20 protein-coding genes are annotated in these 21,548 nt (G+C 33.8%); 12 read left to right on the forward strand and 8 right to left on the reverse strand.

Going from position 1 to position 21,548, the window contains the following annotated elements; translation table 11 throughout:
• The first annotated feature begins 121 nt into the window (after nucleotides 1–121).
• The 4 genes from H4V97_RS05820 to H4V97_RS05835 all read left to right on the forward strand — a co-directional run bounded on the left by H4V97_RS05820 (nucleotide 122) and on the right by H4V97_RS05835 (nucleotide 4,807).
• Nucleotides 122–478: a hypothetical protein gene (locus H4V97_RS05820; RefSeq protein WP_196850196.1), complete on the forward strand. Its 357-nt coding sequence runs from the start codon at nucleotides 122–124 to the stop codon at nucleotides 476–478.
• A 502-nt stretch (nucleotides 479–980) separates the two neighbouring features.
• Nucleotides 981–2,150: a dipeptidase gene (locus H4V97_RS05825; RefSeq protein WP_196850195.1), complete on the forward strand. Its 1,170-nt coding sequence runs from the start codon at nucleotides 981–983 to the stop codon at nucleotides 2,148–2,150.
• 5 nt (nucleotides 2,151–2,155) lie between these two features.
• Nucleotides 2,156–3,049 (forward strand): dienelactone hydrolase family protein, encoded by an 894-nt coding sequence (locus tag H4V97_RS05830; protein WP_196850194.1) that lies wholly within the window; start codon nucleotides 2,156–2,158, stop codon nucleotides 3,047–3,049.
• Nucleotides 3,050–3,355: 306 nt separating this feature from the next.
• Entirely contained in the window at nucleotides 3,356–4,807 is a 1,452-nt protein-coding gene (locus tag H4V97_RS05835) for an ATP-binding protein (RefSeq protein ID WP_196850193.1), read from the forward strand.
• A 220-nt stretch (nucleotides 4,808–5,027) separates the two neighbouring features.
• Here H4V97_RS05835 and carB read toward each other — a convergent pair whose 3' ends face one another.
• Complete coding sequence (gene carB / locus H4V97_RS05840) at nucleotides 5,028–7,880, reverse strand: carbamoyl-phosphate synthase large subunit (protein ID WP_209549167.1); 2,853 nt, start codon at nucleotides 7,878–7,880, stop codon at nucleotides 5,028–5,030.
• A 156-nt stretch (nucleotides 7,881–8,036) separates the two neighbouring features.
• Nucleotides 8,037–8,198, reverse strand: coding sequence for a 50S ribosomal protein L34 (gene rpmH / locus H4V97_RS05845; protein WP_007136275.1), 162 nt, complete (start codon nucleotides 8,196–8,198; stop codon nucleotides 8,037–8,039).
• A gap of 163 nt (nucleotides 8,199–8,361) precedes the next feature.
• Between rpmH and H4V97_RS05850 the strand changes: the two genes are divergently transcribed.
• Nucleotides 8,362–8,877 carry a DUF2892 domain-containing protein gene (locus tag H4V97_RS05850; RefSeq protein WP_209549168.1) on the forward strand — a complete coding sequence of 172 codons (516 nt, stop codon included), beginning with the start codon at nucleotides 8,362–8,364 and terminating at the stop codon, nucleotides 8,875–8,877.
• A gap of 56 nt (nucleotides 8,878–8,933) precedes the next feature.
• On the opposite strand, the gene H4V97_RS05855 is transcribed toward H4V97_RS05850, so the two are convergent.
• The 3 genes from H4V97_RS05855 to H4V97_RS05865 are packed head-to-tail and all read right to left on the reverse strand — an operon-like array spanning nucleotide 8,934 to nucleotide 10,926.
• Nucleotides 8,934–9,305: a TSUP family transporter gene (locus tag H4V97_RS05855; protein WP_209549169.1), complete on the reverse strand. Its 372-nt coding sequence runs from the start codon at nucleotides 9,303–9,305 to the stop codon at nucleotides 8,934–8,936.
• Nucleotides 9,306–9,322: 17 nt separating this feature from the next.
• Nucleotides 9,323–10,216: a lytic transglycosylase domain-containing protein gene (locus H4V97_RS05860; protein WP_209549170.1), complete on the reverse strand. Its 894-nt coding sequence runs from the start codon at nucleotides 10,214–10,216 to the stop codon at nucleotides 9,323–9,325.
• 47 nt (nucleotides 10,217–10,263) lie between these two features.
• On the reverse strand, nucleotides 10,264–10,926 hold the full coding sequence (locus H4V97_RS05865) for an alpha/beta hydrolase (protein ID WP_209549171.1): 663 nt from the start codon (nucleotides 10,924–10,926) through the stop codon (nucleotides 10,264–10,266).
• Between the two features lie 523 nt (nucleotides 10,927–11,449).
• On the opposite strand from H4V97_RS05865, the gene H4V97_RS05870 reads away from it, so the two are divergent.
• From H4V97_RS05870 to H4V97_RS05890, 5 genes are all read left to right on the forward strand, one after another.
• Nucleotides 11,450–11,734, forward strand: coding sequence for a GNAT family N-acetyltransferase (locus tag H4V97_RS05870; RefSeq protein ID WP_196850252.1), 285 nt, complete (start codon nucleotides 11,450–11,452; stop codon nucleotides 11,732–11,734).
• Nucleotides 11,735–12,146: 412 nt separating this feature from the next.
• Nucleotides 12,147–12,593: a MarR family winged helix-turn-helix transcriptional regulator gene (locus tag H4V97_RS05875; RefSeq protein WP_245345199.1), complete on the forward strand. Its 447-nt coding sequence runs from the start codon at nucleotides 12,147–12,149 to the stop codon at nucleotides 12,591–12,593.
• 1 nt (nucleotide 12,594) lies between these two features.
• Nucleotides 12,595–13,980: a TolC family protein gene (locus tag H4V97_RS05880; protein ID WP_209549172.1), complete on the forward strand. Its 1,386-nt coding sequence runs from the start codon at nucleotides 12,595–12,597 to the stop codon at nucleotides 13,978–13,980.
• Nucleotides 13,981–13,992: 12 nt separating this feature from the next.
• Entirely contained in the window at nucleotides 13,993–14,946 is a 954-nt protein-coding gene (locus H4V97_RS05885) for an HlyD family secretion protein (protein WP_209549173.1), read from the forward strand.
• Between the two features lie 3 nt (nucleotides 14,947–14,949).
• Nucleotides 14,950–16,107: an ABC transporter permease gene (locus H4V97_RS05890; RefSeq protein ID WP_209549174.1), complete on the forward strand. Its 1,158-nt coding sequence runs from the start codon at nucleotides 14,950–14,952 to the stop codon at nucleotides 16,105–16,107.
• A gap of 93 nt (nucleotides 16,108–16,200) precedes the next feature.
• Here the strand turns inward: H4V97_RS05890 and H4V97_RS05895 are convergent, their stop codons facing one another.
• The 3 genes from H4V97_RS05895 to H4V97_RS05905 form a co-directional block, all read right to left on the reverse strand.
• Entirely contained in the window at nucleotides 16,201–17,835 is a 1,635-nt protein-coding gene (locus tag H4V97_RS05895; protein ID WP_209549175.1) for an ABC-F family ATP-binding cassette domain-containing protein, read from the reverse strand.
• A gap of 244 nt (nucleotides 17,836–18,079) precedes the next feature.
• Nucleotides 18,080–19,255 (reverse strand): GlmU family protein, encoded by a 1,176-nt coding sequence (locus tag H4V97_RS05900; protein WP_209549176.1) that lies wholly within the window; start codon nucleotides 19,253–19,255, stop codon nucleotides 18,080–18,082.
• Nucleotides 19,256–19,427: 172 nt separating this feature from the next.
• Nucleotides 19,428–19,679, reverse strand: a complete 252-nt coding sequence (locus tag H4V97_RS05905) for a type B 50S ribosomal protein L31 (RefSeq protein WP_039109118.1) — start codon at nucleotides 19,677–19,679, stop codon at nucleotides 19,428–19,430.
• 238 nt (nucleotides 19,680–19,917) lie between these two features.
• Between H4V97_RS05905 and H4V97_RS05910 the strand changes: the two genes are divergently transcribed.
• On the forward strand, nucleotides 19,918–20,460 hold the full coding sequence (locus H4V97_RS05910; RefSeq protein ID WP_209549177.1) for a DUF4199 domain-containing protein: 543 nt from the start codon (nucleotides 19,918–19,920) through the stop codon (nucleotides 20,458–20,460).
• A gap of 4 nt (nucleotides 20,461–20,464) precedes the next feature.
• The gene (locus tag H4V97_RS05915; protein WP_209549178.1) at nucleotides 20,465–21,424 is read left to right on the forward strand and encodes a glycosyltransferase family 2 protein; all 960 of its coding nucleotides are present in this window, start codon (nucleotides 20,465–20,467) and stop codon (nucleotides 21,422–21,424) included.
• Nucleotides 21,425–21,548: the final 124 nt, after the last annotated feature.

Below are 21,548 nucleotides of genomic sequence, written 5' to 3' on the forward strand. Positions count from 1 at the left end.
TTAATATTTTCATAATTCACAGATATTAACTTGACCTATTAATAATTGATTAGATTTGAATAAACTAACCTTAAAATAAAACAAAAGGTAAAGCATTTAATCTCAATTAAATAAACATTTTATGACAAAGAAACGAATACTCGCATTTTTAATTATTGTACTATCAATTGTAAGTTGTAGTAAAGATGAACCAACATCATCGCCAGCGATTGCATTTACACAATCAGAAGGAAAAGCTGTCAATGGACAATATACGATTACTGGAACTATTACGTCATCAGTTTCGTTATTAAAGGTGATTGTTACAAAAGAAGGGGATACTACTCCATTTATCATTGATGATACAACAGCAAAAAATAAAAACAGCTACCCTTACTCGTATTTAATAACTGGTATCACAAAGGATACCTACATTTTGATTGATATTTATGATCAAAATAATACAAAAACGTCGACAAGATTTTTAATCAGGATTTAGACTGTTAACCAAGAAGTTGAAGAAAAGCCCGAATTTTACATTCGGGCTTTTTTTTGTTATACAAATCATTGACATATATGTGTTTAACAAAAAATAATGTTCCGCGCTCACAATTTAAGCAAAGTAGAGCAAATTTGTTTTAAAGGAAAGTAGGAATAGGTGCGAATTGTGGATCCACTATATGCCACACACAAATCATTCGGAAAACATTACCGCATAAAAAAGCCTCAATCAAGAGGCTTTTTTAATATACAAAATTCAAGTTTTTATTTACTCAAATACATTTTTCTTCTGGAATACAATTCGTAGAATTGGTCGTCTTTCAAGTCATCATTAAATAAGATGCTTTCTCCTGTTGATTTCATTTTTGGTCCTAATGCTTTATTCGCATTATGGAACTTGCTGAAAGAGAAAACTGTAACGCTGCATCTAAAATTTTATTAGCGCTATTGTATTGGCAAAAAAAGTATCTTTAGTAATTGAAAATTTAAAAATTGGCTAAATGAGAATAAAAATAATGTTGATTAGTATTCTATTGACACAGCAAATCATTGCTCAATCATACCAAAAAATCCATGACAGAGCCATTCTTATAGATTCGCACAATGATATCCTAACCAAAACGGTAGATAAAGGTTTTGTTTTTGATACCGACTTGAAAGGAAAGACCCATAGTGATTTGGCACGATGGAGACAAGGCGGACTTGATGTACAGGTGTTTTCTGTATTTTGCGACGGAGACAAAGTAAATCCTTTTGCCTACGCAAATCAACAAATGGATGCTTTGGATGCAGTTGCGAAACGCAATCCCGATAAAATTGTAAAAGTAACCAATACCAGAGCCTTATATAAAGTCGTAAAACAGCACAAAATAGCGGCTATGTTTGGCGTTGAAGGCGGACACATAATTGAAAATGATTTAAATAAATTGGATCTTTTGTATCATCGTGGCGCAAGATACATGACATTGACTTGGAATAATTCGACACCATGGGCAACGAGTGCCTTTGACGAAACTTTCAACAAAGATTTGAATCATAAAGGCTTGACTGACTTTGGCAAACAAGTAATACAGAGAATGAATGCCTTGGGTATGATGGTTGATATTAGTCATGTAGGATTAACCACTTTTTGGGATGTAATGAAAACCACCACAAAACCAGTAATTGCATCGCATAGTTCTGTTTACACCTTATGCCAACACCAACGAAATTTAAACGATGAACAAATAAAAGCTGTTGCCAAAAATGGAGGGGTTATTCAGGTAAATTTTTATTCCGGGTTTTTAGACAACAACTACATGAAAAGTAAAGAGGCCTTTATTGAAAAGCATGCTATCGAAAATGACGCTATGACAAAAAGTGGTATGACAGAAGAGGCAAGAGAAGAACTTCTTTTTATGAAGTATAAAAATGAGGTTGAGCCACTACGAACGCCTTTTTCATCAGTTATGCAACATATAGAATACATCATAAAATTAGTTGGTATCGATTATGTAGGTATCGGTTCTGATTTTGATGGCATTGAATCTCCCCCTCAAGAATTAGATGATGTTACTACCTATCCCCTGATTACAAAAGCTTTGGTAGAAAAAGGCTATAGCCAAAAAGATATCACCAAGATTTTAGGAGGAAATTTTCTGAGAGTTCTAAAAGCAAATGAAGTAAACTAAAAACGATGAAAAAACTAACCAAAGAAGACATCAGTCAAGAAGTATTTGACTTATACGATGACTACGCTCATAATAAACTGGATAGGAGACAGTTCGTACAGAAATTATCGTTGTTTGCGGTGGGAACGCTCACGCTTCCTTCGCTTCTTAGTTTTATGACACCCAATTACGTTGATTCTATATTAATCAAGCCAGAAGACCCAAGGCTGAAATCAGAATACATCACGTACGATTCTCCCAAAGGCGGAGGAAAAATCAAAGGACTTTTATCTCAACCCACGGGAACCAAAAAGAAACTGCCGGGAATCATAGTAGTACATGAAAACCGCGGACTGAACCCTTATATTGAAGATGTAGGACGAAGAGCCGCCGTGGAAGGATTCATTACTTTGGCACCCGATGCGTTATCTCCTTTGGGCGGTTATCCTGGAAATGATGATGCGGGAAGAGAATTACAAAAAAAACGTACCCGTGAAGAAATGCTCGAAGACTTTATTGCAGCTTATGAATACCTAAAATCACACAAAGATTGTAATGGACATATTGGTGTGGTAGGATTTTGTTTTGGCGGTTGGATTGCCAATATGATGGCGGTCAAAATCCCAGATTTGTGTGCCGCAGTTCCTTATTACGGCGGACAACCCACAGCAGCCGAGGCCGAGAAAATAAAAACGCCTATCCTAGCACACTATGCCAGTTTAGACAGCAGAGTAAATGAAGGTTGGCCTGCTTTTGAAGCGATCCTTAAAAAGAACAAAGTAAAACATACTGCTTATTTCTATCCCGGAGTGAATCATGGTTTTCATAACAATACCACGCCGAGATACGATGAAAAAGCCGCCACTTTATCATGGACAAGAACTATTGATTTTTTCAAGGTGAAATTGAAGAAGAAATAAGTTCAGTATTTTGATATGTAAAAGTTCCTAGATTGGGGCATTTTTTATTTCATTAGAGGCTATTTCAAAGAAATAATCTATAAATATTAACTTAGGGAAATTTAATCAGTTTTTTTTATACAAATAGTTTTATAGTTAACTTGAAAAATTATAGGAGTTGATGTAGGAGTTGTTTTTTATGTTAATAATGATTTTAAAATCGAGAAAAATGCAATATCTTATTTGATTAAAAAATGTATATTTACATCTGATCAGTAAACAAAGCCCTATATTAAAGGGTTTCTTATTTGACACTTATTTGACAATATGGAAGAAATCGAATTAAAATCATTAATAAAAGAGCTTGTAACCTTTTCTCAAGAAACCGAATGGGTTGAATTCAAGTTGAACTTTCATTCTAATGAAGAAATAGGAGAAAGAATTTCAGCCTTAGCAAATGGTGCTTGTTTAAATAATAAACAAAATGGGTTTTTAATTTTTGGAGTCGAAGACAAAACCCATACAATTAAGGGAACAACATTTAAAGTAAAATCGGCAACTCAAGGAAAAGAGGAACTTGAAAATTGGATAATTCAACGTCTAGATCCTCGTATTGATTTTAAAACTTATGAATTTTTTTATTCAGAGAATATCAGAATTAGTATGTTTGTTATTCCTGCGTCTATTAATCGTCCCGTCAAGTTCCTTAATCAAGCTTATATCAGGATTGGTAGTTATACTAGGTTACTTAAAGATTTTCCAGAAAAAGAAGCGAAAATTTGGAATAGAAAAACCAAAGATAAATTCGAGTTGCAATTAGCTAAAGAAAATGTTGATGACGATACAATCATTTCTTTACTTGATACTCAAACTTATTTTGATTTACTGAAACTTCCTTATCCATCTAATAGAAAAGGAGTAATCGATAAATTCATTTCAGAAAACTTAATCATTAAGAAAACTACTAAATACTCAATTACAAATTTAGGTGCCATTTTATTCGCTAAAAACTTAGAAGACTTCCCTGATTTAAAAAGAAAAGCAATCAGAGTAATAGTTTACAAAAACAATAATAAGATTGAAACAATTCGTGAGCAAATTGGAGGCAAAGGATATGTATCAGGTTATCAAGGATTAATTGATTGGGTAAATAGTCAACTACCAGCAAATGAAGAAATAGGTAAAGCATTTCGAGATGATAAAAGAATGTATCCAGAAATTGCTGTGAGAGAATTATTAGCTAATGCAATAATCCACCAAGATTTTGAAGAAAAAGGATTTCCTATGGTTGAAATATTCTCAGATAGGATAGAAATTACAAATCCCGGAATTCCGTTAATTACTCCAGAGAGGTTTATTGATGAATACCAGTCTAGAAACGATACCCTTGCAGATTTAATGAGAAGATTAGGAATATGTGAAGAAAAAGGAAGTGGAATTGATAAAGTAATATCTTATAATGAAATTTATCAACTTCCTGCTCCAGAAATACTTATTCAAGAGAAGCATACCAGAGTAATTATGTATTCTTATAAAACTCTAAATCAAATGGATAAAAAAGATAAAGTAAGAGCTTGTTATCAACATTGTTGTTTGAGATATGTTTCAAATGATAAAATGACTAACCAATCACTAAGAGATAGATTTAAAATTGAAGATAAAAATGCTGCGATAGCGTCTAGAATTATAAAAGAAGCTTTACTTGCAAAAATTATCAAAGAAGATGATCCCGAAAGCAATTCAAGAAAATATAAAAAATACGTGCCTTTTTGGGCATAATTCTTATTTGATGGTTATTTGATAATTGATGACTTTAAAAACACAAACAACTGAAATTCAACAATTTTTTATTTGACATATTAAACTATTGCCAAAATCTAGAATTCGTTGAGGCAAATGTCTCCGACTTTGCAATAACAATAACGAGCCATTAACACAAAACACTTTCCCACAAAAAAAGCCCCAAACGGGGCTTTTTAAATATCAATAATTCAAGTTTTTATTTACTCAAATACATTTTTCTTCTAGAGTACAATTCGTAAAATTGATCGTCTTTTAAGTCATCAATAAACAAGATACTTTCTCCTGTCGATTTCATTTCTGGTCCTAATGCTTTATTCACATTATGGAATTTGCTGAAAGAGAAAACCGGTTGCTTGATGGCAAATCCTTTCAGTTGTGGGTTGAAGGTAAAATCAGTCACTTTATTGTGGCCTAACATTACTTTAGTCGCATAGTTCACATATGGTTCTCCGTATGCTTTTGCAATAAATGGAACCGTACGAGACGCTCTAGGATTCGCTTCAATGATATAAACGATATCATCTTTTATCGCAAACTGAATGTTGATTAAACCAACCGTTCTCAAAGCCAACGCTATATTTTTGGTATGATCTTTTATTTGTTGCATCACAAATTCACCCAAGTTAAATGGTGGTAAAGTCGCGTTACTGTCGCCAGAATGCACTCCGCATGGTTCAATGTGTTCCATAATTCCTATGATGTACACATTTTCTCCATCGCAAATCGCATCAGCTTCCGCTTCTATCGCACCATCAAGATAGTGGTCTAAAAGCAGTTTATTTCCTGGAATCGTTTTCAATAAATTGATAACGTGTTCTTCCAGTTCTTGCTTGTTGATTACAATTTTCATTCCCTGACCACCCAACACATAAGAAGGACGAATCAATAACGGGAAGTCCAACGTGTCAGCTAAAGCAGAAGCTTCATCAGCCGTCTCTGCAATTCCAAATTGTGGGAAAGGAATTTTCAATTCGGTTAACAACTCAGAGAAACGTCCTCTGTCTTCGGCTAAATCCAAAGCATCAAAGCTCGTTCCTATAATTTTAATACCGTATTTAGATAGTTTTTCGGCTAATTTCAAGGCTGTTTGTCCTCCTAATTGCACGATAACCCCTTCTGGTTTTTCATGTTGGATAATATCGTAAATATGTTCCCAAAAAACTGGTTCGAAATACAATTTATCGGCTGTATCAAAATCAGTCGAAACCGTTTCTGGATTACAGTTGATCATGATGGTTTCGTAGCCACATTCTTTGGCGGCAAGCACACCATGCACACATGAGTAATCAAATTCGATTCCTTGTCCAATTCTATTTGGGCCTGACCCAAGAACAATTATTTTCTTTTTATCAGTAACAATACTTTCGTTGTCCACGTAACGCGTTCCGTCCGCTTTTTCTATTTCGGCTTCAAAAGTCGAATAGTAATAGGGCGTTTTCGCTTTGAACTCCGCCGCACAAGTATCCACTAATTTGAATACACGATTGATGTTCATCGTAGTTCGTAACGTATGTACTTGACTTTCCAAACAACCCATCATGTGTGCAATTTGTCTATCGGCAAAACCTTTTTGTTTCGCTTCAAGCAAAAGCTCTCTTGGTAAAGTATCTACTTTATAATTTGAAATCTCTTTCTCTAAAGTATAAAGTTCTTCGTATTGTTTTAAGAACCACATATCGATTTTAGTAATTTCATGAATACGGCTCAATGGAATTCCAAGAGCGATGGCATCATAAATCACAAAAACACGATCCCAACTAGCAAAAGTCAGTTTCTCGATAATTTGTTCGTAATTTTTATATCCTTTTCCGTCCGCACCTAAACCATTTCTTTTGATTTCCAATGATTGAGTGGCTTTATGCAAAGCTTCTTGGAACGAACGACCAATTCCCATTACTTCCCCTACGGATTTCATTTGAAGTCCCAAAGTTCTGTCAGCTCCTTCGAATTTGTCAAAGTTCCAACGTGGAATTTTCACAATCACATAATCCAAGGTTGGTTCAAACAAAGCCGAAGTTGATTTGGTGATTTGGTTTTGCAATTCATCTAAGTTGTAACCTAACGCTAATTTTGACGCAATCTTTGCAATAGGATAACCCGTTGCTTTTGATGCCAAAGCGGATGAACGAGACACACGAGGATTGATTTCAATCGCTACAATATCTTCTTTCTCGTCAGGCGAAACAGCAAACTGCACATTACAACCTCCTGCAAAATTTCCGATGCTGCGCATCATCAAAATGGCATAATCACGCATTCTTTGGAAAGTCGTATCGGATAACGTCATTGCCGGCGCAACCGTAATGGAATCTCCAGTATGAATTCCCATTGGATCCATATTTTCGATAGAACAGATAATCACAACATTATCGTTTTTATCTCTCAAAAGTTCCAACTCATATTCCTTCCACCCCATTAAAGCTTTGTCAATCAACACCTCATGAATAGGTGATGCTTCTAAACCTCTGGTTAAAAGTTCGTCAAAATCTTCTTTTTTGTATACAATAGCAGCTCCGGTACCACCAAGCGTAAACGAAGGACGTATTACTAATGGAAAACCAAATTCCTGCGCTATTTCTTTTCCTCTAAGGTAAGAAGTACATATTTCAGCCGGTGCAGATGGAACGCCTATCTTTTTTAGCAATTGTTTGAACTGCTCTCTATCTTCGGTAATATTAATTGCGTTTACATCAACCCCGATTAATTTTACTCCAAAATCAGCCCAAATTCCTTTTTCATCGGCTTCAAGACACAAGTTCAGCGCCGTTTGTCCACCCATTGTAGGCAAAACAGCATCGATTTGAGGATGTGCTTTAAGAATTTCAATGATTGATTTAGTAGTTAGGGGTTTCAAGTAAATATGATCGGCCATGGATGGGTCGGTCATAATGGTTGCCGGATTGGAATTGATTAGGATAACTTCAATTCCTTCCTCACGGATAGAACGAGCAGATTGTGATCCCGCATAATCAAATTCACATGCTTGACCAATAACAATAGGACCTGAACCTATTATTAAAACTGATTTTATGGATGTATCTTTTGGCATTGTAGTGTTGTATTGTGTTGTGTAGTTATTTTTTTCAAAGATTAAAGTTACTCAACTTTAAGACTTTAAATCCGAGCCTTAATTTTTTTTTAACGACTAGGTATAAAAAAAGGCGATACTAAAGAAAGTAACGCCTTATTTATGTTTATAAAAACATTATTTTTTGTGTCTTGGTTCACAAGAAACAGTCAATTTATGTCTTCCTTTAGCTCTTCTACGCGCTAGAACTTTTCTTCCATTTGCAGAAGCCATTCTGTCCATAAATCCGTGCTTATTTCTTCTTTTTCTTTTCGATGGTTGAAACGTTCTTTTGCTCATTGCTTTGTATCTTTAAAATCTTATTTATATGTCTTCCTATTTCGAATAACTGTTATTCTAAAACCGAGTGCAAATATACAAAGACTTTTTTTTCTCGCAAGCAGTTTTGTAAAAATATTTTCAATTCATTTTACTATATTTGTGATCTTAAAATAATCACACTATGTTTCACAGAAATATTAAACTTATTATCGCTGGATTAATAATAGCGACAGGGATTTGGCAAATTACAGATGGAAATATCGGCAACGGTATATTCCTTATATTATTGAGTGCAATTCCTATTTTTCTTTACTTCAAAAACGAATTTATCTTACTTGCCTTCTTAAAATTAAGAAAACAGGATTTTGAGGGCGCCAAAAAATGGCTAGCCTACATCAAAAATCCCGAAACTGCTTTAGTACAAAAACAACAGGGATACTTTAATTACTTGCACGGAATCATGCTTTCGCAAACAAATATCAATCAAGCAGAAAAATATTTCAAAAAAGCAATCGAATTGGGATTATCAATGGATATGGACTTGGCTGTAGCCAAATTAAATTTAGCCGGAGTTGCCATGACGCGCCGAAGAAAGCTTGAAGCGAATACTCTATTGAATGAAGCTAAAAAATTAGACAAGCAGAATATGTTGAAAGATCAAATCACAATGATGAAAGATCAGATGAAAAAAATATAAGTTACTTTATTGTTATCAATTCCATAAAAAAAACACCATTAGATTGGTGTTTTTTTTTATTTACTAAAAAGCATTTCTCCGGCTATAAGTAACAATACTACTCCAAATACCTTTTTTAATATTTTGGGATTAAGATTAATTGCTATTTTACTCCCAAAATAACTTCCAACAATAAACAGTGCAGAAATGATTATCGCATATTTCCACTCAATTTGTCCGGCCCTATGATAATTTAATACTGCCAAAAAAGCAATTGGCGGCAACATTACCGCTAAACTTGTGCCTTGTGCCTGTTGTTGGGTCAGACCAATCAGTAAAAGCATTGGGACAATTATAATTCCTCCTCCAATACCTATTAATCCGCTTAAAATTCCCGCTGTTAACCCAATGCCAATCAATATTAAAACCGTTGTTGCTGTCATTTTCATACTTTCTTTTATGTTAATTAATATCCTTTCAATGGAATTTCGATTTGATATTTTTTGCCCGTATCGTTTATTAATTTAGTTTCTCTAAGCCAAGGATTGTGTATTTTCAAAATCTTATAATTAATTCCTTGCTCTTTTGCAAAGGCTGCCAGATCCGTTATTGAACTGTCGATTTCAATCTTTTTGGTAGGCAAAATTTCATACATCTCTCCAGGAAGTACTGTGAATCCATATTTTATAGGGTTTTTCATTATTTCTTTCAAAGTAAGAATCCTAAAAACATATCTCGACGTTTCTTCCGTAAGCAGTAAATCATAATAATTAGTTACTTTTTGAATATCAATTTGCTTTTGCACACCCGTCATTCCTCCGTTATAAGAAGCCGCAGCCATTGTCCAACTTCCAAATTTCGCTTTGGCTTTCAAAAAATAGCTACAAGCTGCTTCTGTCGATTTTTCAAGATGATATCGCTCATCAACATTATCCGTAACTTCCATTCCTTTCTCTCTGGCCGTTTCAGGCATAAATTGCCACACTCCTCGCGCTCCTGCGGGAGAAACGGCGTTAACCAAACCACTTTCTATAACTGCCAAATATTTAAAATCATCCGGAATACCATTTTTTTTAAGAATAGGTTCAATAACTGGAAAAGCACGATTGGCTCTTTTTATATTCAGAATAGTCGATGCTTGCGAATTGATATTTATCAGCAATTCTCTATCGAGACGCTCTCTAACATCCGATAATTTTAAAGGTGTTTCTTCACCGGCAAAGTCAAGTTTCTCAGGAAAATATGTAGAAATTCCTTGTTTATTGATTTTATCTTTTGAATCATATGTTGTTGCAAAAACAAATAGTCCACTTACAAAAATCACTATACTAATTATTCCAACTTTTTTTATCATTTCCATATTTTCCTTTTTTATTTTATGCATTGTCACAATAATCAGTCCGCATTCTACTTTGAATTTAAAATAATAGCCGGTAAATTTTCATTCAACCATTTGTATTTATTCAAAATCATGACATGGGTACCGCCTTTTACAACGATGCAATTCTTAATATATTTTATAGGAAAAACATCATCCATATCGCCATGTATATGAATTACATTCTCATCAACACTGATTCTATCCCAAAGAATAACTTTTTCAACAGCCCATTCCAAATAACCAATATCACGAACCGAAAGAAATTTTTCATACAATTTCAACCGCTTATTGATTTTTTCACCAAAAGAAAACTTAGCCAAATTCTCTATGTTTAAAAGCAGACTCATCGGAATTAGTTTGTACGCTTTAGTAGTTTTGGCTATTTTCAATCTTCTTGGGAATTCCAAATTACTTTTTACACTCGAAATAATAATTACTTTCCTGGCCTCAATATAGCGAGCCATTTCCTGAACTAAAATACCACCAAACGAAACTCCAATTAAAACTGGATTTGGTTGTTTTATTTTCTCTGCAATTCTCTTGGCATAATCGGCCAACGATTCCTTATCTAAAGGAATTTCCCATTCCAACAGATGAATTTCAAAAACATCTTCAGGAAGAACAATTCGCTCAAAAATTGCAGTACTGGCCGCTAATCCTGGCATTAAATAAACAGGTATTTTACTCATAATAGCTTTTAACGATTTTATAACAGCATTCCAATTTACTATCTCGATTTTTTTATAAAATTAATTTTTTTATTCAAACCTGTTTGAATTTTCGCTTTATATTATCAATAATTTATGACTATAAAACCCATAAAATTCAATTAAAACGCAAAACTGATTTTAGTTACCTTAATGCCGCGACTATGGACATTTACTGACAAAGAAGGAGTTACGCCAAGATACGCCTCAAAATCATTTGATATTGAAAACCAAATCAATACCTTTGTAAAGATTCTTTAAAGAAAGGTTTTAAAAAAATAAATTACTTTGGGCTTATCGCAAAATGTTTTTATTTAAAAATTTTCGAAAGCAACACCAATACTTCATATTAAATATCCAGTACTCACAACAAAGTAAATCTTTTCTTGGCTAAAGACAACTTGATTTTATATCAGGGTTTAAAGGCAAAAGATGCCGTACAGATTAAATAATTTTGGTAGAAACACCAATAAATCACAATTAATATATGGAAACGGATATGACGATGGAAATTAAAGACAATGCTTTTGCAAGACAATTTGAAACTACAGTAGAAGAAGGATTAGTTTCAGTGGAATATTCTTTTCAGGAAAAAAAGATATTTTTAACAAAAATCAACACCCCTGATTCATTTGAAGACGAAGAATTCATCACCAATTTCCTCAAAAACATTATGGGAATTGCCATTGAACGAAAATTTAAAGTCGTTCCAATCCTTCCTAAAATAGTAGTATTTTTCAAAAAAAATCCTGTTTATAAAGAGCTACTCCCTCCCGGAATAAGACTATAAAAAAAGCGACTGTATCCTAAAATACAGTCGCTTTTTCTTTAAATGCATAAAACAAAATTAATAACACATTTTGTTACTTCCTTTTAGCCAACGATAAACCTTGCTGCCTAGTCGGGCTGAGTGGATATGCAAAAAACTACACAATAATTCAAGAAATATTTTTGTACTTAAATTGATTATTAAATACTTTAAACTTTTGTAATTGAAATCAGAATACGTAACCATACCTCTTTGAAATAGAATCGTACTGATAAACGAATAGTTACATGAATAACCCTATAAAAAATTCAGGATGATTCAATGAAATTAGACCTTTAAAGTCTAATTCAATTGTTCATTTAAAATAAAAAAATAAAACCAACAATTATACAGAAAATCTCAATACCTTTGTAGTTGTTTAAACAACCTTATTATGGAAACTATTTTTTCTATTGAAAATCTGTATACTATTTTATCAGGAAGAACTCACTCTGCTTTTAACAGAGCCTTACTGGCTAATTTTAGAAAAAATAATATCCTATTAACTAGAGAACAGTGGACGATTTTGGGCGTTTTATGGAAAAATGACGGCTGTACACAGCAAACCTTAGCAAATCAAACCTCCACAGACAAACCTGGGATAACTCGCTTAATTGATAATTTAGAAAAAGAAAACCTAGTAGAACGACATCCTGATACCAATGACAAACGATTGAAATTAATTTATCTCACACCCAAGGGAAAATCAATTGAAGAAGAAGTATTGAATGTAGTCAATCAAACTCTTAAAGAGGCAGTAAAAGACATTGAACCTGAAAGGCTTCAAATAGTAAAAGAGACTTTCTTACAGATTTATGATAATTTAGAAACAAAAAAATAAGATGAAAAAATATTTAGCCCTTTCCATCCTTCTGCTATTTTCAATTGCGACGAGCTATGCTCAAATAGAAGTTTCAACATCCTTACAAGAAGCGGTTCATAAAGCAATTGAAAAGAATAGTTCTATCAAAAATAAAGAACTCGAAATCGAAAAACTAAACCTTCAGGAAAAGAGCGTTTGGAATAAATACATCCCAACCGTTGAAGCGAGTGCTATTTATTCTTATTTTGATAATAAAACTACGATAGATCTTCCCGCCACGACTGTCCCCATCGTTAATAATCCGCTGTTTGAAGGCAAATCAACTTTCGATAATTATGGAAACATTTTTAATGGAAGTTTGATGGCAAAAACCGTTTTATTTAGCGGTATGCAAATTCCTAACGGTGCCAAGGCGCTGAAACAAAAGGCCATCGGAACGGAATACCTCAAAGAATCAGAAAAAGACGTCATTATAAAAGACGTCATTAATACTTTTGACCAAATCGCTTTATTAAATGAAGTGGAAAAACTTATAAATGACAGTGATAAAAGATTGCAAACAGAAACCAAAAGAGTTTCAAAAGCTATCGAACAGGGTCTTGCTATTCCTTATGACAGAGATAAAATAAAATTAGCTTCATTAGAATTGGGCTCTAAAAGAATTGAACTGGAGGGAAAACGCAAATTAGTCTATAGAAAAATCCGCTATCTCACTGGCTATACAGATTCAGAAATAAATAATGTTCAATATAATTTGGTTCCATATATAATTACGGATGAAAAATTAAGTACCGAAAACAAACAGGAAATCAAAGCCTTAGAATCATTCAAATTGGCGTACGAATATTTGCTAAAGAAAGAAAAAGGCACTTATCTTCCCACTTTAGGCGCTTTTGGAGGAGTCACGCACTCTAGTCTATTTAATGCAAATACGACAACCCCCATAATTACTGGCATAAATGCTGCGCTGTATTTAGGCCTAAATGAATTGACAATAAGTCCAAATTGGATGATTGGAGCAGGAATGAAATGGGAAGTATTTGCCGGTTTTGAAAGAAAACACAAAGTTCATGAAGCCAAGATAAACATAGAACAAGTACAAAACCAAATTGATGATACCAAAGAAAAATTACAATTGCTTCTGGAAAACAACCTTGTAAACTATTCTGTTTTGAATCAAAAAATAGAAATAGCATCGCAACAAGAGAAAATCGCCAGTAACAATTTGAACTTAGCCATCAAACAATATAAAGAAGGCCTGATAAATATCTCTGAGCGTTTAGAAGCCGAAAATGATTCTTATAAGTCATCGTTAAACAAAATAAACACACTAATAGAACAGCGATTAGCAGCTATTGAAACCATTATAGCCACAGGTGAATTAACAAAACATATATCAAATTAAAAGTAAGAATCTATGAAAAAAATTATCACTTTAGTGGCAATCACAACTTTATTTATTGGTTGTGGAAAATCAAAAAACGAAGGTCAAATTCAAGGAAAAGTAGAAAAAGAACAAATTGCCGTAGTCAGTAAGATTCCCGGCAAAATTGTAAAAATATTTGTAAAAGAAGGCGATTTGGTAAAAAAAGGAGATACACTTGCTATCCTTGATATTCCAGAAGTTGACGCAAAAAAGAATCAGGCAGAAGGCGCAGTTACTTCGGCAAAAGCACAGTACAATATGGCTGTAAAAGGAGCAACTGAAAACCAAATTAAACAACTTGAAGCCAAAAAACAAGGTCTGAAAGAACAATATGAATTTGCGCAAAAATCTATAAAACGATTAAGTAATATGCTCAAAGATTCCTTGGTTTCTCAACAAACCTACGATGAAACCTTTGCGAAATATCAAGGAGCACAGGCACAATATTCAGCTGTGCAAGCAGAATTAGACGAAGCAAAAAAAGGCGGACGAATCGAGCAGCAAACTATGGCTCTTGGCCAACAAGACAAGGCCATTGGCGCATTGCAGGAAGTAGAAACTGCTGACAAAGAGCGCTACATTATTGCTCCCCAAGATATGAGTATCGAAACCATCACTCTAAACTTAGGAGAGCTGGCATTACCGGGATATACCTTATTTAACGGATATATAACTGATAGTATTTACTTCCGTTTTACCGTTGTGGAAAGCCAATTGGATAAAGTAAAAAAAGGGCAGGAAATAACAGTTCATGTTCCCTATAAAAAGAACGACATAAAAGGAATTGTCACCACCGTAAAACAATTGGGAGCTTACGGAAATATTGCAACTGCTTATCCTGATTATGAAATGCAGGAAAGTTTGTTTGAAATAAAAATAACCCCTTCTAATGGCGAAGAAGCAAAAGACTTGATTACAAAAACCACAGTAACTTTATCCCTATAAATTATGCAAAACTTCTTGTCACTTCTCAAAAGAGAATTCAAACTCTTTTGGCAGAATAAAGTACTACGATTGCTTTTTATTGGAGCACCATTGCTTTATGGTATTTTGTTAGGCTATGTTTATGGCAAGGGAAAAGTAACTGATTTGCCTATTATTGTGGTCGATGAAGATCGCACCGAAATGAGCTCAAAAGCACTGCAAATGTTTGACGATAATGAAGTACTTAATATCACTTCATTACTATACGACCAAAATAATCTTTCCCAAATCGCCATAGAAAAAGAAGCGGCATGCGTGGTGATTATTCCAAAGGGATTCGAAAAAATGGTGTTGACAAAAAAATATCCTGAAATTGTTACGATCGTAAACGCCTCAAATGTTTTAACTGCCAATTATGCTTCTACGGCTTTGCAAGTTTGCTTAGGAACATTAAAAGCTGGAGTCCAAATTGAAACATTGCGCAAACAAGGAATACCGGAAAATTTGGTTGCAACACAATACGAACCGTTTAAAACAACATTCATAAAAAAGTACAACCGAAGCACAAACTACATGTATTTTCTTTGGCCTGGCGTATTAGCAGCTGTTTTGCAACAAGTTTTATTACTGGGTTTAGCGTTGGCTTTTGCGTCAGAATATGAGAATGACACCTTCAAAGAATTAGTTGAAAAATGCCCTTCGTTACTAAAATTAATGAGCGTGAAAATTATTCCCTATTTAATTATGAGTTTCGGACTGTGGCTATTATATTGGTTATTTACTTTATGGTTCAGGATTCCTTTCTATGACAATCTGCTTCCGCTTACGTTTGTGGCAGGAATATTTGTAATTTCTGTGTGCTTCATTGGAATTTTAGTCAGCATTTTAGTTCCGAACCAGCTAAAAGCAACCGAGATTTTAATGGTAATTGCTACACCTAGTTTTATTTTAAGTGGTTTTACCTGGCCATTAAGTCAAATGCCAGTTTGGGTCCAAGGCATAGCCAATTGCATTCCCTTAACCCATTTCTTGAAAGCTTTCCGGATTTTAATTATCGAAAATGGTACACTTTCGCAAACTTATGGATCTATTTGGAATATGATTGTGATAGGTTTAGTTTGTGGTATTTTGGCCTATATCGCTCTATATTTCAAGCGAAAACAAATCCTAAAGGAAATTTAATTACCGTACTTTATGAAACACAAAAGGCATAAGAATTCACTTATGCCTTTTTGTATATCTTTAAATTGCTACCCAAAATCTATTTTCTGAACACTATTTCTCGATCTCTTTCATGCTATCCATTTTCTTGTGTGCCAAGAAACCGGTAATATCTTCAAAATGCTCCACTACTCTTTTGTTTCCAAATTCAAAAACTTTTGTCGCCAATCCATCAAGAAAATCTCTATCGTGAGAAACTAGTATTAAAGTTCCGTCAAAATCACGCAAGGCATCTTTGATAATATCTTTAGTTTTCATGTCCAAGTGATTCGAAGGCTCATCCAGAATCAATAAATTCACGGGTTCCAACAATAATTTTATCATTGCCAAACGTGTTTTTTCTCCACCGGAAAGCACTTTTACTTTTTTGGTTACATCATCACCTTGAAACATGAAAGCTCCCAAAATATCTTTAATTTTTGTTCGAACATCACCAACAGCAATATCATCGATGGTTTCAAAAATAGTGGCATTTTCATTTAATAAAGAGGCTTGATTTTGGGCAAAATAACCAATTTGTGCATTATGACCAATTTCTAAACTACCTCCATTAATTTCAATTTCTTTCATGATTGCTTTAATCATCGTCGATTTTCCTTCCCCATTTTTACCTACGAAAGCTACTTTTTCGCCTCTTTCAATAACGATATTAGCGTCCTTTAAAACCACATGATCTCCGTATGATTTAGACAAATCTTTAACAATTACAGGATATTGTCCAGAGCGTACTGCAGGAGGAAATTTTAATTTTAATGCCGATGTATCTACTTCGTCAACCTGCACTATAACCAGTTTCTCTAACATCTTAACTCGAGACTGAACGGCATCTGTTTTAGAAAAAGTCCCTTTAAAACGGTCTATAAAAGTTCTATTATCGGCAATCATCCGTTGTTGTTCATCGTATGCTTTTTGCTGATGAATACGTCTGTCTTTTCTAAGTTCCAAATAATGAGAATACTTTGCTTTGTAATCGTAGATTCTTCCCATTGTCACTTCAATCGTACGATTGGTAATATTATCGACAAAAGCTCTATCGTGAGAAATAACCACAACCGCTTTGGCTGAATTAATCAAGAAATCCTCTAACCATTGAATACTTTCAATATCCATGTGATTGGTGGGTTCATCCAGCAAAATCAAATCTGGTTTTTGCAAAAGGATTTTGGCCAGTTCAATTCGCATTCTCCAACCTCCTGAAAATTCCGTAGTTTGACGATTAAAATCTTCACGTACAAAACCCAAACCAACTAATATTTTCTCAACTTCGGCCTCATAATTCACTTCCTCAATCGCGTAGAATTTCTCGCTTAAATCAGAAACTCTTTCAATTAACTTCATGTACGCATCACTTTCATAATCGGTACGAATAGTCAATTGCTCATTGATTTCGTCAATTTCCGCTTTCATACCAAAAATTTCACCAAAGGCCTTCGAAGTTTCTTCCATCACAGTCGCACCATCTGTAGTCAATAAATGCTGAGGCAAATAAGCCACAACAGCATCTTTTGGTGCTGAAATATTCCCCGTTGAAGGTTTGCTTTGCCCTGCAATAATTTTAAGCAGCGTTGATTTTCCAGCTCCATTTTTACCCATTAAGGCAATTTTATCATTTTCATTTATGGCAAAAGAAACATCACTAAAAAGCGTTGTTCCACCAAATTGCACGGATATATCGTTAACTGTTATCATTATTTTTGTTTAAAGTTTAAGGCTTAAAAGTTTAAAGTTATCATTGTCCAATTAAACCCTTTTTTTTGAAGTTGCAAAGATAGTTTAAATACATAATTAGACAATTTGTAGATTAGAAAGTTTTAAGGAATCGATAAAACTAAAATTGTCATTTCGACAAAGGAGAAATCCCAAGTGAGATTTCTCCTTTGTCGAAATGACAAAATGGTTCGGATTGATTAGAAATTCATTTTAAATCCTACTGCTATTCTTTTCTCCATTTTTTTGATTCCTCAAAAACATGTTCCAAAATGGCAGCTTCTCTTTCATCAAAGTCAACGTTTCTGCGGCTCATCACTAATCGAGCCGTTTCAAAAGCTTTTTTGGTGATATAAGTCGTAAAACCGGAAGCACCACCCCAAGAAAAACTGGGTACAAAATTGCGAGGGAATCCACTGCCAAAAATATTAGCACTCACTCCTACTACCGTTCCTGTATTGAACATGGTATTAATGCCGCATTTACTGTGGTCTCCCATCATCAATCCACAAAACTGAAGTCCAGTTTTAGCAAATCCTTCGGTTTCATAACTCCACAATTTCACTTCTTCGTAGTTATTTTTCAAGTTCGAATTATTACTATCCGCTCCAATGTTACACCATTCGCCAAGAACAGAATTACCTAAAAATCCATCATGTCCTTTATTAGAATACCCAAACAACACTGAATTATTTACTTCACCACCAATTCTGGAATGCGGACCTACAGTGGTTGCTCCGTAAACTTTACTAGCCATTTTTACGACGGCATTGTCGCACAAGGCAAAAGGACCTCGAATTACAGAACCTTCCATGATTTCGGAATCTCTACCTATATATATAGGACCCACAGAAGCATTTAAAGTAACGAATTCTAATATTGCTCCTTCTTCAATAAATATATTTTCAGGAGCGATGACGTTGACACTTTTTGGGATGGGCTGTGATCTTCTATCTTCTGTTAAATATTCAAAATCTTCTCGAATTGCCGCATCATTCTTGGAAAAAATATCCCAAGTATTTTCTACAGTTAAACATTCGTCTTGGTATTCTATAATTTCATAAGTATCAAAATCTACTGCTTCCTGATCTTCATTTGTATAAAAAGCAATTACTTCATCTCCTTTGAAAATAGCCTGATTCGATTCCAGATTACTCACCATTTCCACCAAAACATCATTAGGAAGAAAGGAAGCATTTATCATTACATTTTCTTCTAATTCTACCATTGGAAATTTTTCAGATAAATATTCCTCTGTCAATGTAGTCGTAGTAGAACCTAAACGCATTTCCCATTTTTGACGAATCGTCATAATTCCAATAAGAATATCAGCAACAGGACGCGTGAAAGTAAAAGGTAAAAGTGCATTTCTAGAAGGTCCGTCAAAAAGGATATAATTCATAAAATTGTTTATTTGTTGATTCGGTTATTTGTTGAATCGAAATTAATTTAAACTAGTTACCGTTTTAATACTATTGGCACCAAAGTTACAAAGTTTTCAAGTAGATAAAAATAAAAAAGCCTTCATCCCGAAGTTTCGGGAGGAAGGCAATATTTTAAAAAACGAGTTAAAATTATTTAACGTGTTTAGCGTATTTAGTTTTGAATTTATCAATACGTCCTGCAGTATCAATAAGTTTAGATTTACCTGTGTAAAAAGGGTGAGAAGTTCTAGAGATCTCCATTTTCACAACTGGGTATTCAACACCGTCAACTGTTAATGTTTCTCTTGTATCTGCAGTAGATTTAGTAATAAAAACTTCGTCATTTGACATGTCTTTAAATGCAACTAATCTGTAATTTTCTGGGTGAATTCCTTTTTTCATCTTGTTAATCTTTTTTATTTGTTAATTATAACTTGTCTTGAAGCTTTTCCTCTAACAGAAAAGGTATAAACTCATTATAACTTTTTGTTTTACATTATTATTTTGAGTTTGCAAATTTACAATTTTTTTCCAATAATCAAATCTTTGCCTGACTTTTTTTATATAATTGTAAAAAGCGATTTTTATACCGCTATATATTGGGAATTGTTATATTTGTGGATTAATTAATAAAGTCTTTATGGAAAATAATATATCGCCGGCAAAATCCGGAATTTTATATGGAATTTTGTTTGGTGTAGTTATGATTTTAGAATTTGTGATTATGTATATCATTGGAATGAAATCATTAGTTGGAACAAGTGTAGGATTGATTGTGAATCTTGCTAATTATTTAATATTGCCAATCCTGTTTATATATATAGGATGCAATAATTACAAGAAAAATATAAATAATGGTTTTATTTCTTTTAGCGAATGTCTAAAAACTGGGGTTTCAATCACTTTTATAGCTGGAATTATCTATGCGCTCTTCAACGTAATTTTTAATCTTATATTTCCTGATTTTATAAACGAAATGGCAAGTATTACAAAAGAAGCCATGCTACAACAAAACTCATCAATGACTGCCGAGCAATTAGAAAGCGGGATTTCTTTGATGAAAAAATTCATGAACCCTCTATTTGTTTTTCCAGTTACCATAGCGATGTATTCTTTCTTTGGTTTAATTTATTCACTAATTATTGGTGCAATTCTAAAAAACGAAAATCCTCAAAGCTTCTAAATTAATGAATTTATCAATACTCATACCGCTTCTCAACGAAGAGGAATCGCTTAAAGAATTGTACACATGGATCATAAAAGTGATGCAGGTGAATAATTACACTTATGAAATTATCTTCCTAGATGATGGAAGCACGGATGATTCCTGGAATATTATCGAAGGATTTGCTCAAGAAAACCCACAAGTTAAAGGGGTTCGTTTCATGAAAAATTTCGGAAAGTCACAGGCTTTACATGCTGGTTTTGCAAAAGCAAAAGGAGATGTAATCATCACCATGGATGCCGATTTGCAAGACAGTCCGGAAGAGATTCCTGGATTATATGAAATGATTGTCAATGGCAAATTTGATTTGGTCTCCGGTTGGAAAAAGAAACGCTACGACTCGGTGATGGCAAAAAACCTGCCTTCTAAATTGTTCAATTGGGCAGCGAGAAAAACCTCGGGTGTGGAATTGAATGATTTTAATTGCGGACTCAAAGCTTATAAAAATGTTGTGGTAAAAAACATTGAAGTATCGGGTGAAATGCACCGATACATTCCAGTTTTGGCAAAAAATGCTGGTTTTGGAAAAATAGGCGAAAAAGTAGTACAGCACCAAGCGAGAAAATATGGTGAAACTAAATTTGGAATGGAACGTTTCATCAATGGTTTTCTTGATTTAATTACTATTTGGTTTCTTTCCCGTTTTGGAAAAAGACCGATGCACTTATTTGGTGCCATGGGTTCTTTGATGTTTATCATTGGTTTTATGCTTGCAGGATATATTGGCATTTCAAAACTATACCATATGTATAATGATATGCGCTATAATTTAGTAACCAGCAATCCTTGGTTTTATATTGCGCTTACCACTATGGTTTTAGGGACTCAATTATTTTTGGCAGGATTTCTTGGCGAGATAATTTTGCGAACAAAAAACAATGAGGAGCGATACAAAGTTTCTAGTGAGGTGAATTTTTTATAATCCTCAAGAAATAAGGCATATATTTATAGTTCTTGCAGATTGATTCACAAAGATTACTCGGGCAAGAATCGAAATATAAATAAAATATTTTTTCGTTACAACAAATCGCTAGCCCTGATTGCAG

It is taken from the genome of Flavobacterium sp. CG_23.5 (assembly GCF_017875765.1).
In the GTDB taxonomy this organism is placed as follows: domain Bacteria; phylum Bacteroidota; class Bacteroidia; order Flavobacteriales; family Flavobacteriaceae; genus Flavobacterium.

Excerpts from the sequence above, each read along its gene's own strand:
- H4V97_RS05820 (WP_196850196.1), top strand. The coding sequence starts at position 122 with ATGACAAAGAAACGAATACTCGCATTTTTAATTATTGTACTATCAATT.
- H4V97_RS05825 (WP_196850195.1), top strand. The coding sequence starts at position 981 with ATGAGAATAAAAATAATGTTGATTAGTATTCTATTGACACAGCAAATC.
- H4V97_RS05830 (WP_196850194.1), top strand. The coding sequence starts at position 2,156 with ATGAAAAAACTAACCAAAGAAGACATCAGTCAAGAAGTATTTGACTTA.
- H4V97_RS05835 (WP_196850193.1), top strand. The coding sequence starts at position 3,356 with ATGGAAGAAATCGAATTAAAATCATTAATAAAAGAGCTTGTAACCTTT.
- carB (WP_209549167.1), bottom strand. The coding sequence starts at position 7,880 with ATGCCAAAAGATACATCCATAAAATCAGTTTTAATAATAGGTTCAGGT.
- rpmH (WP_007136275.1), bottom strand. The coding sequence starts at position 8,198 with ATGAGCAAAAGAACGTTTCAACCATCGAAAAGAAAAAGAAGAAATAAG.
- H4V97_RS05850 (WP_209549168.1), top strand. The coding sequence starts at position 8,362 with ATGTTTCACAGAAATATTAAACTTATTATCGCTGGATTAATAATAGCG.
- H4V97_RS05855 (WP_209549169.1), bottom strand. The coding sequence starts at position 9,305 with ATGAAAATGACAGCAACAACGGTTTTAATATTGATTGGCATTGGGTTA.
- H4V97_RS05860 (WP_209549170.1), bottom strand. The coding sequence starts at position 10,216 with ATGGAAATGATAAAAAAAGTTGGAATAATTAGTATAGTGATTTTTGTA.
- H4V97_RS05865 (WP_209549171.1), bottom strand. The coding sequence starts at position 10,926 with ATGAGTAAAATACCTGTTTATTTAATGCCAGGATTAGCGGCCAGTACT.
- H4V97_RS05870 (WP_196850252.1), top strand. The coding sequence starts at position 11,450 with ATGGAAATTAAAGACAATGCTTTTGCAAGACAATTTGAAACTACAGTA.
- H4V97_RS05875 (WP_245345199.1), top strand. The coding sequence starts at position 12,147 with ATGGAAACTATTTTTTCTATTGAAAATCTGTATACTATTTTATCAGGA.
- H4V97_RS05880 (WP_209549172.1), top strand. The coding sequence starts at position 12,595 with ATGAAAAAATATTTAGCCCTTTCCATCCTTCTGCTATTTTCAATTGCG.
- H4V97_RS05885 (WP_209549173.1), top strand. The coding sequence starts at position 13,993 with ATGAAAAAAATTATCACTTTAGTGGCAATCACAACTTTATTTATTGGT.
- H4V97_RS05890 (WP_209549174.1), top strand. The coding sequence starts at position 14,950 with ATGCAAAACTTCTTGTCACTTCTCAAAAGAGAATTCAAACTCTTTTGG.
- H4V97_RS05895 (WP_209549175.1), bottom strand. The coding sequence starts at position 17,835 with ATGATAACAGTTAACGATATATCCGTGCAATTTGGTGGAACAACGCTT.
- H4V97_RS05900 (WP_209549176.1), bottom strand. The coding sequence starts at position 19,255 with ATGAATTATATCCTTTTTGACGGACCTTCTAGAAATGCACTTTTACCT.
- H4V97_RS05905 (WP_039109118.1), bottom strand. The coding sequence starts at position 19,679 with ATGAAAAAAGGAATTCACCCAGAAAATTACAGATTAGTTGCATTTAAA.
- H4V97_RS05910 (WP_209549177.1), top strand. The coding sequence starts at position 19,918 with ATGGAAAATAATATATCGCCGGCAAAATCCGGAATTTTATATGGAATT.
- H4V97_RS05915 (WP_209549178.1), top strand. The coding sequence starts at position 20,465 with ATGAATTTATCAATACTCATACCGCTTCTCAACGAAGAGGAATCGCTT.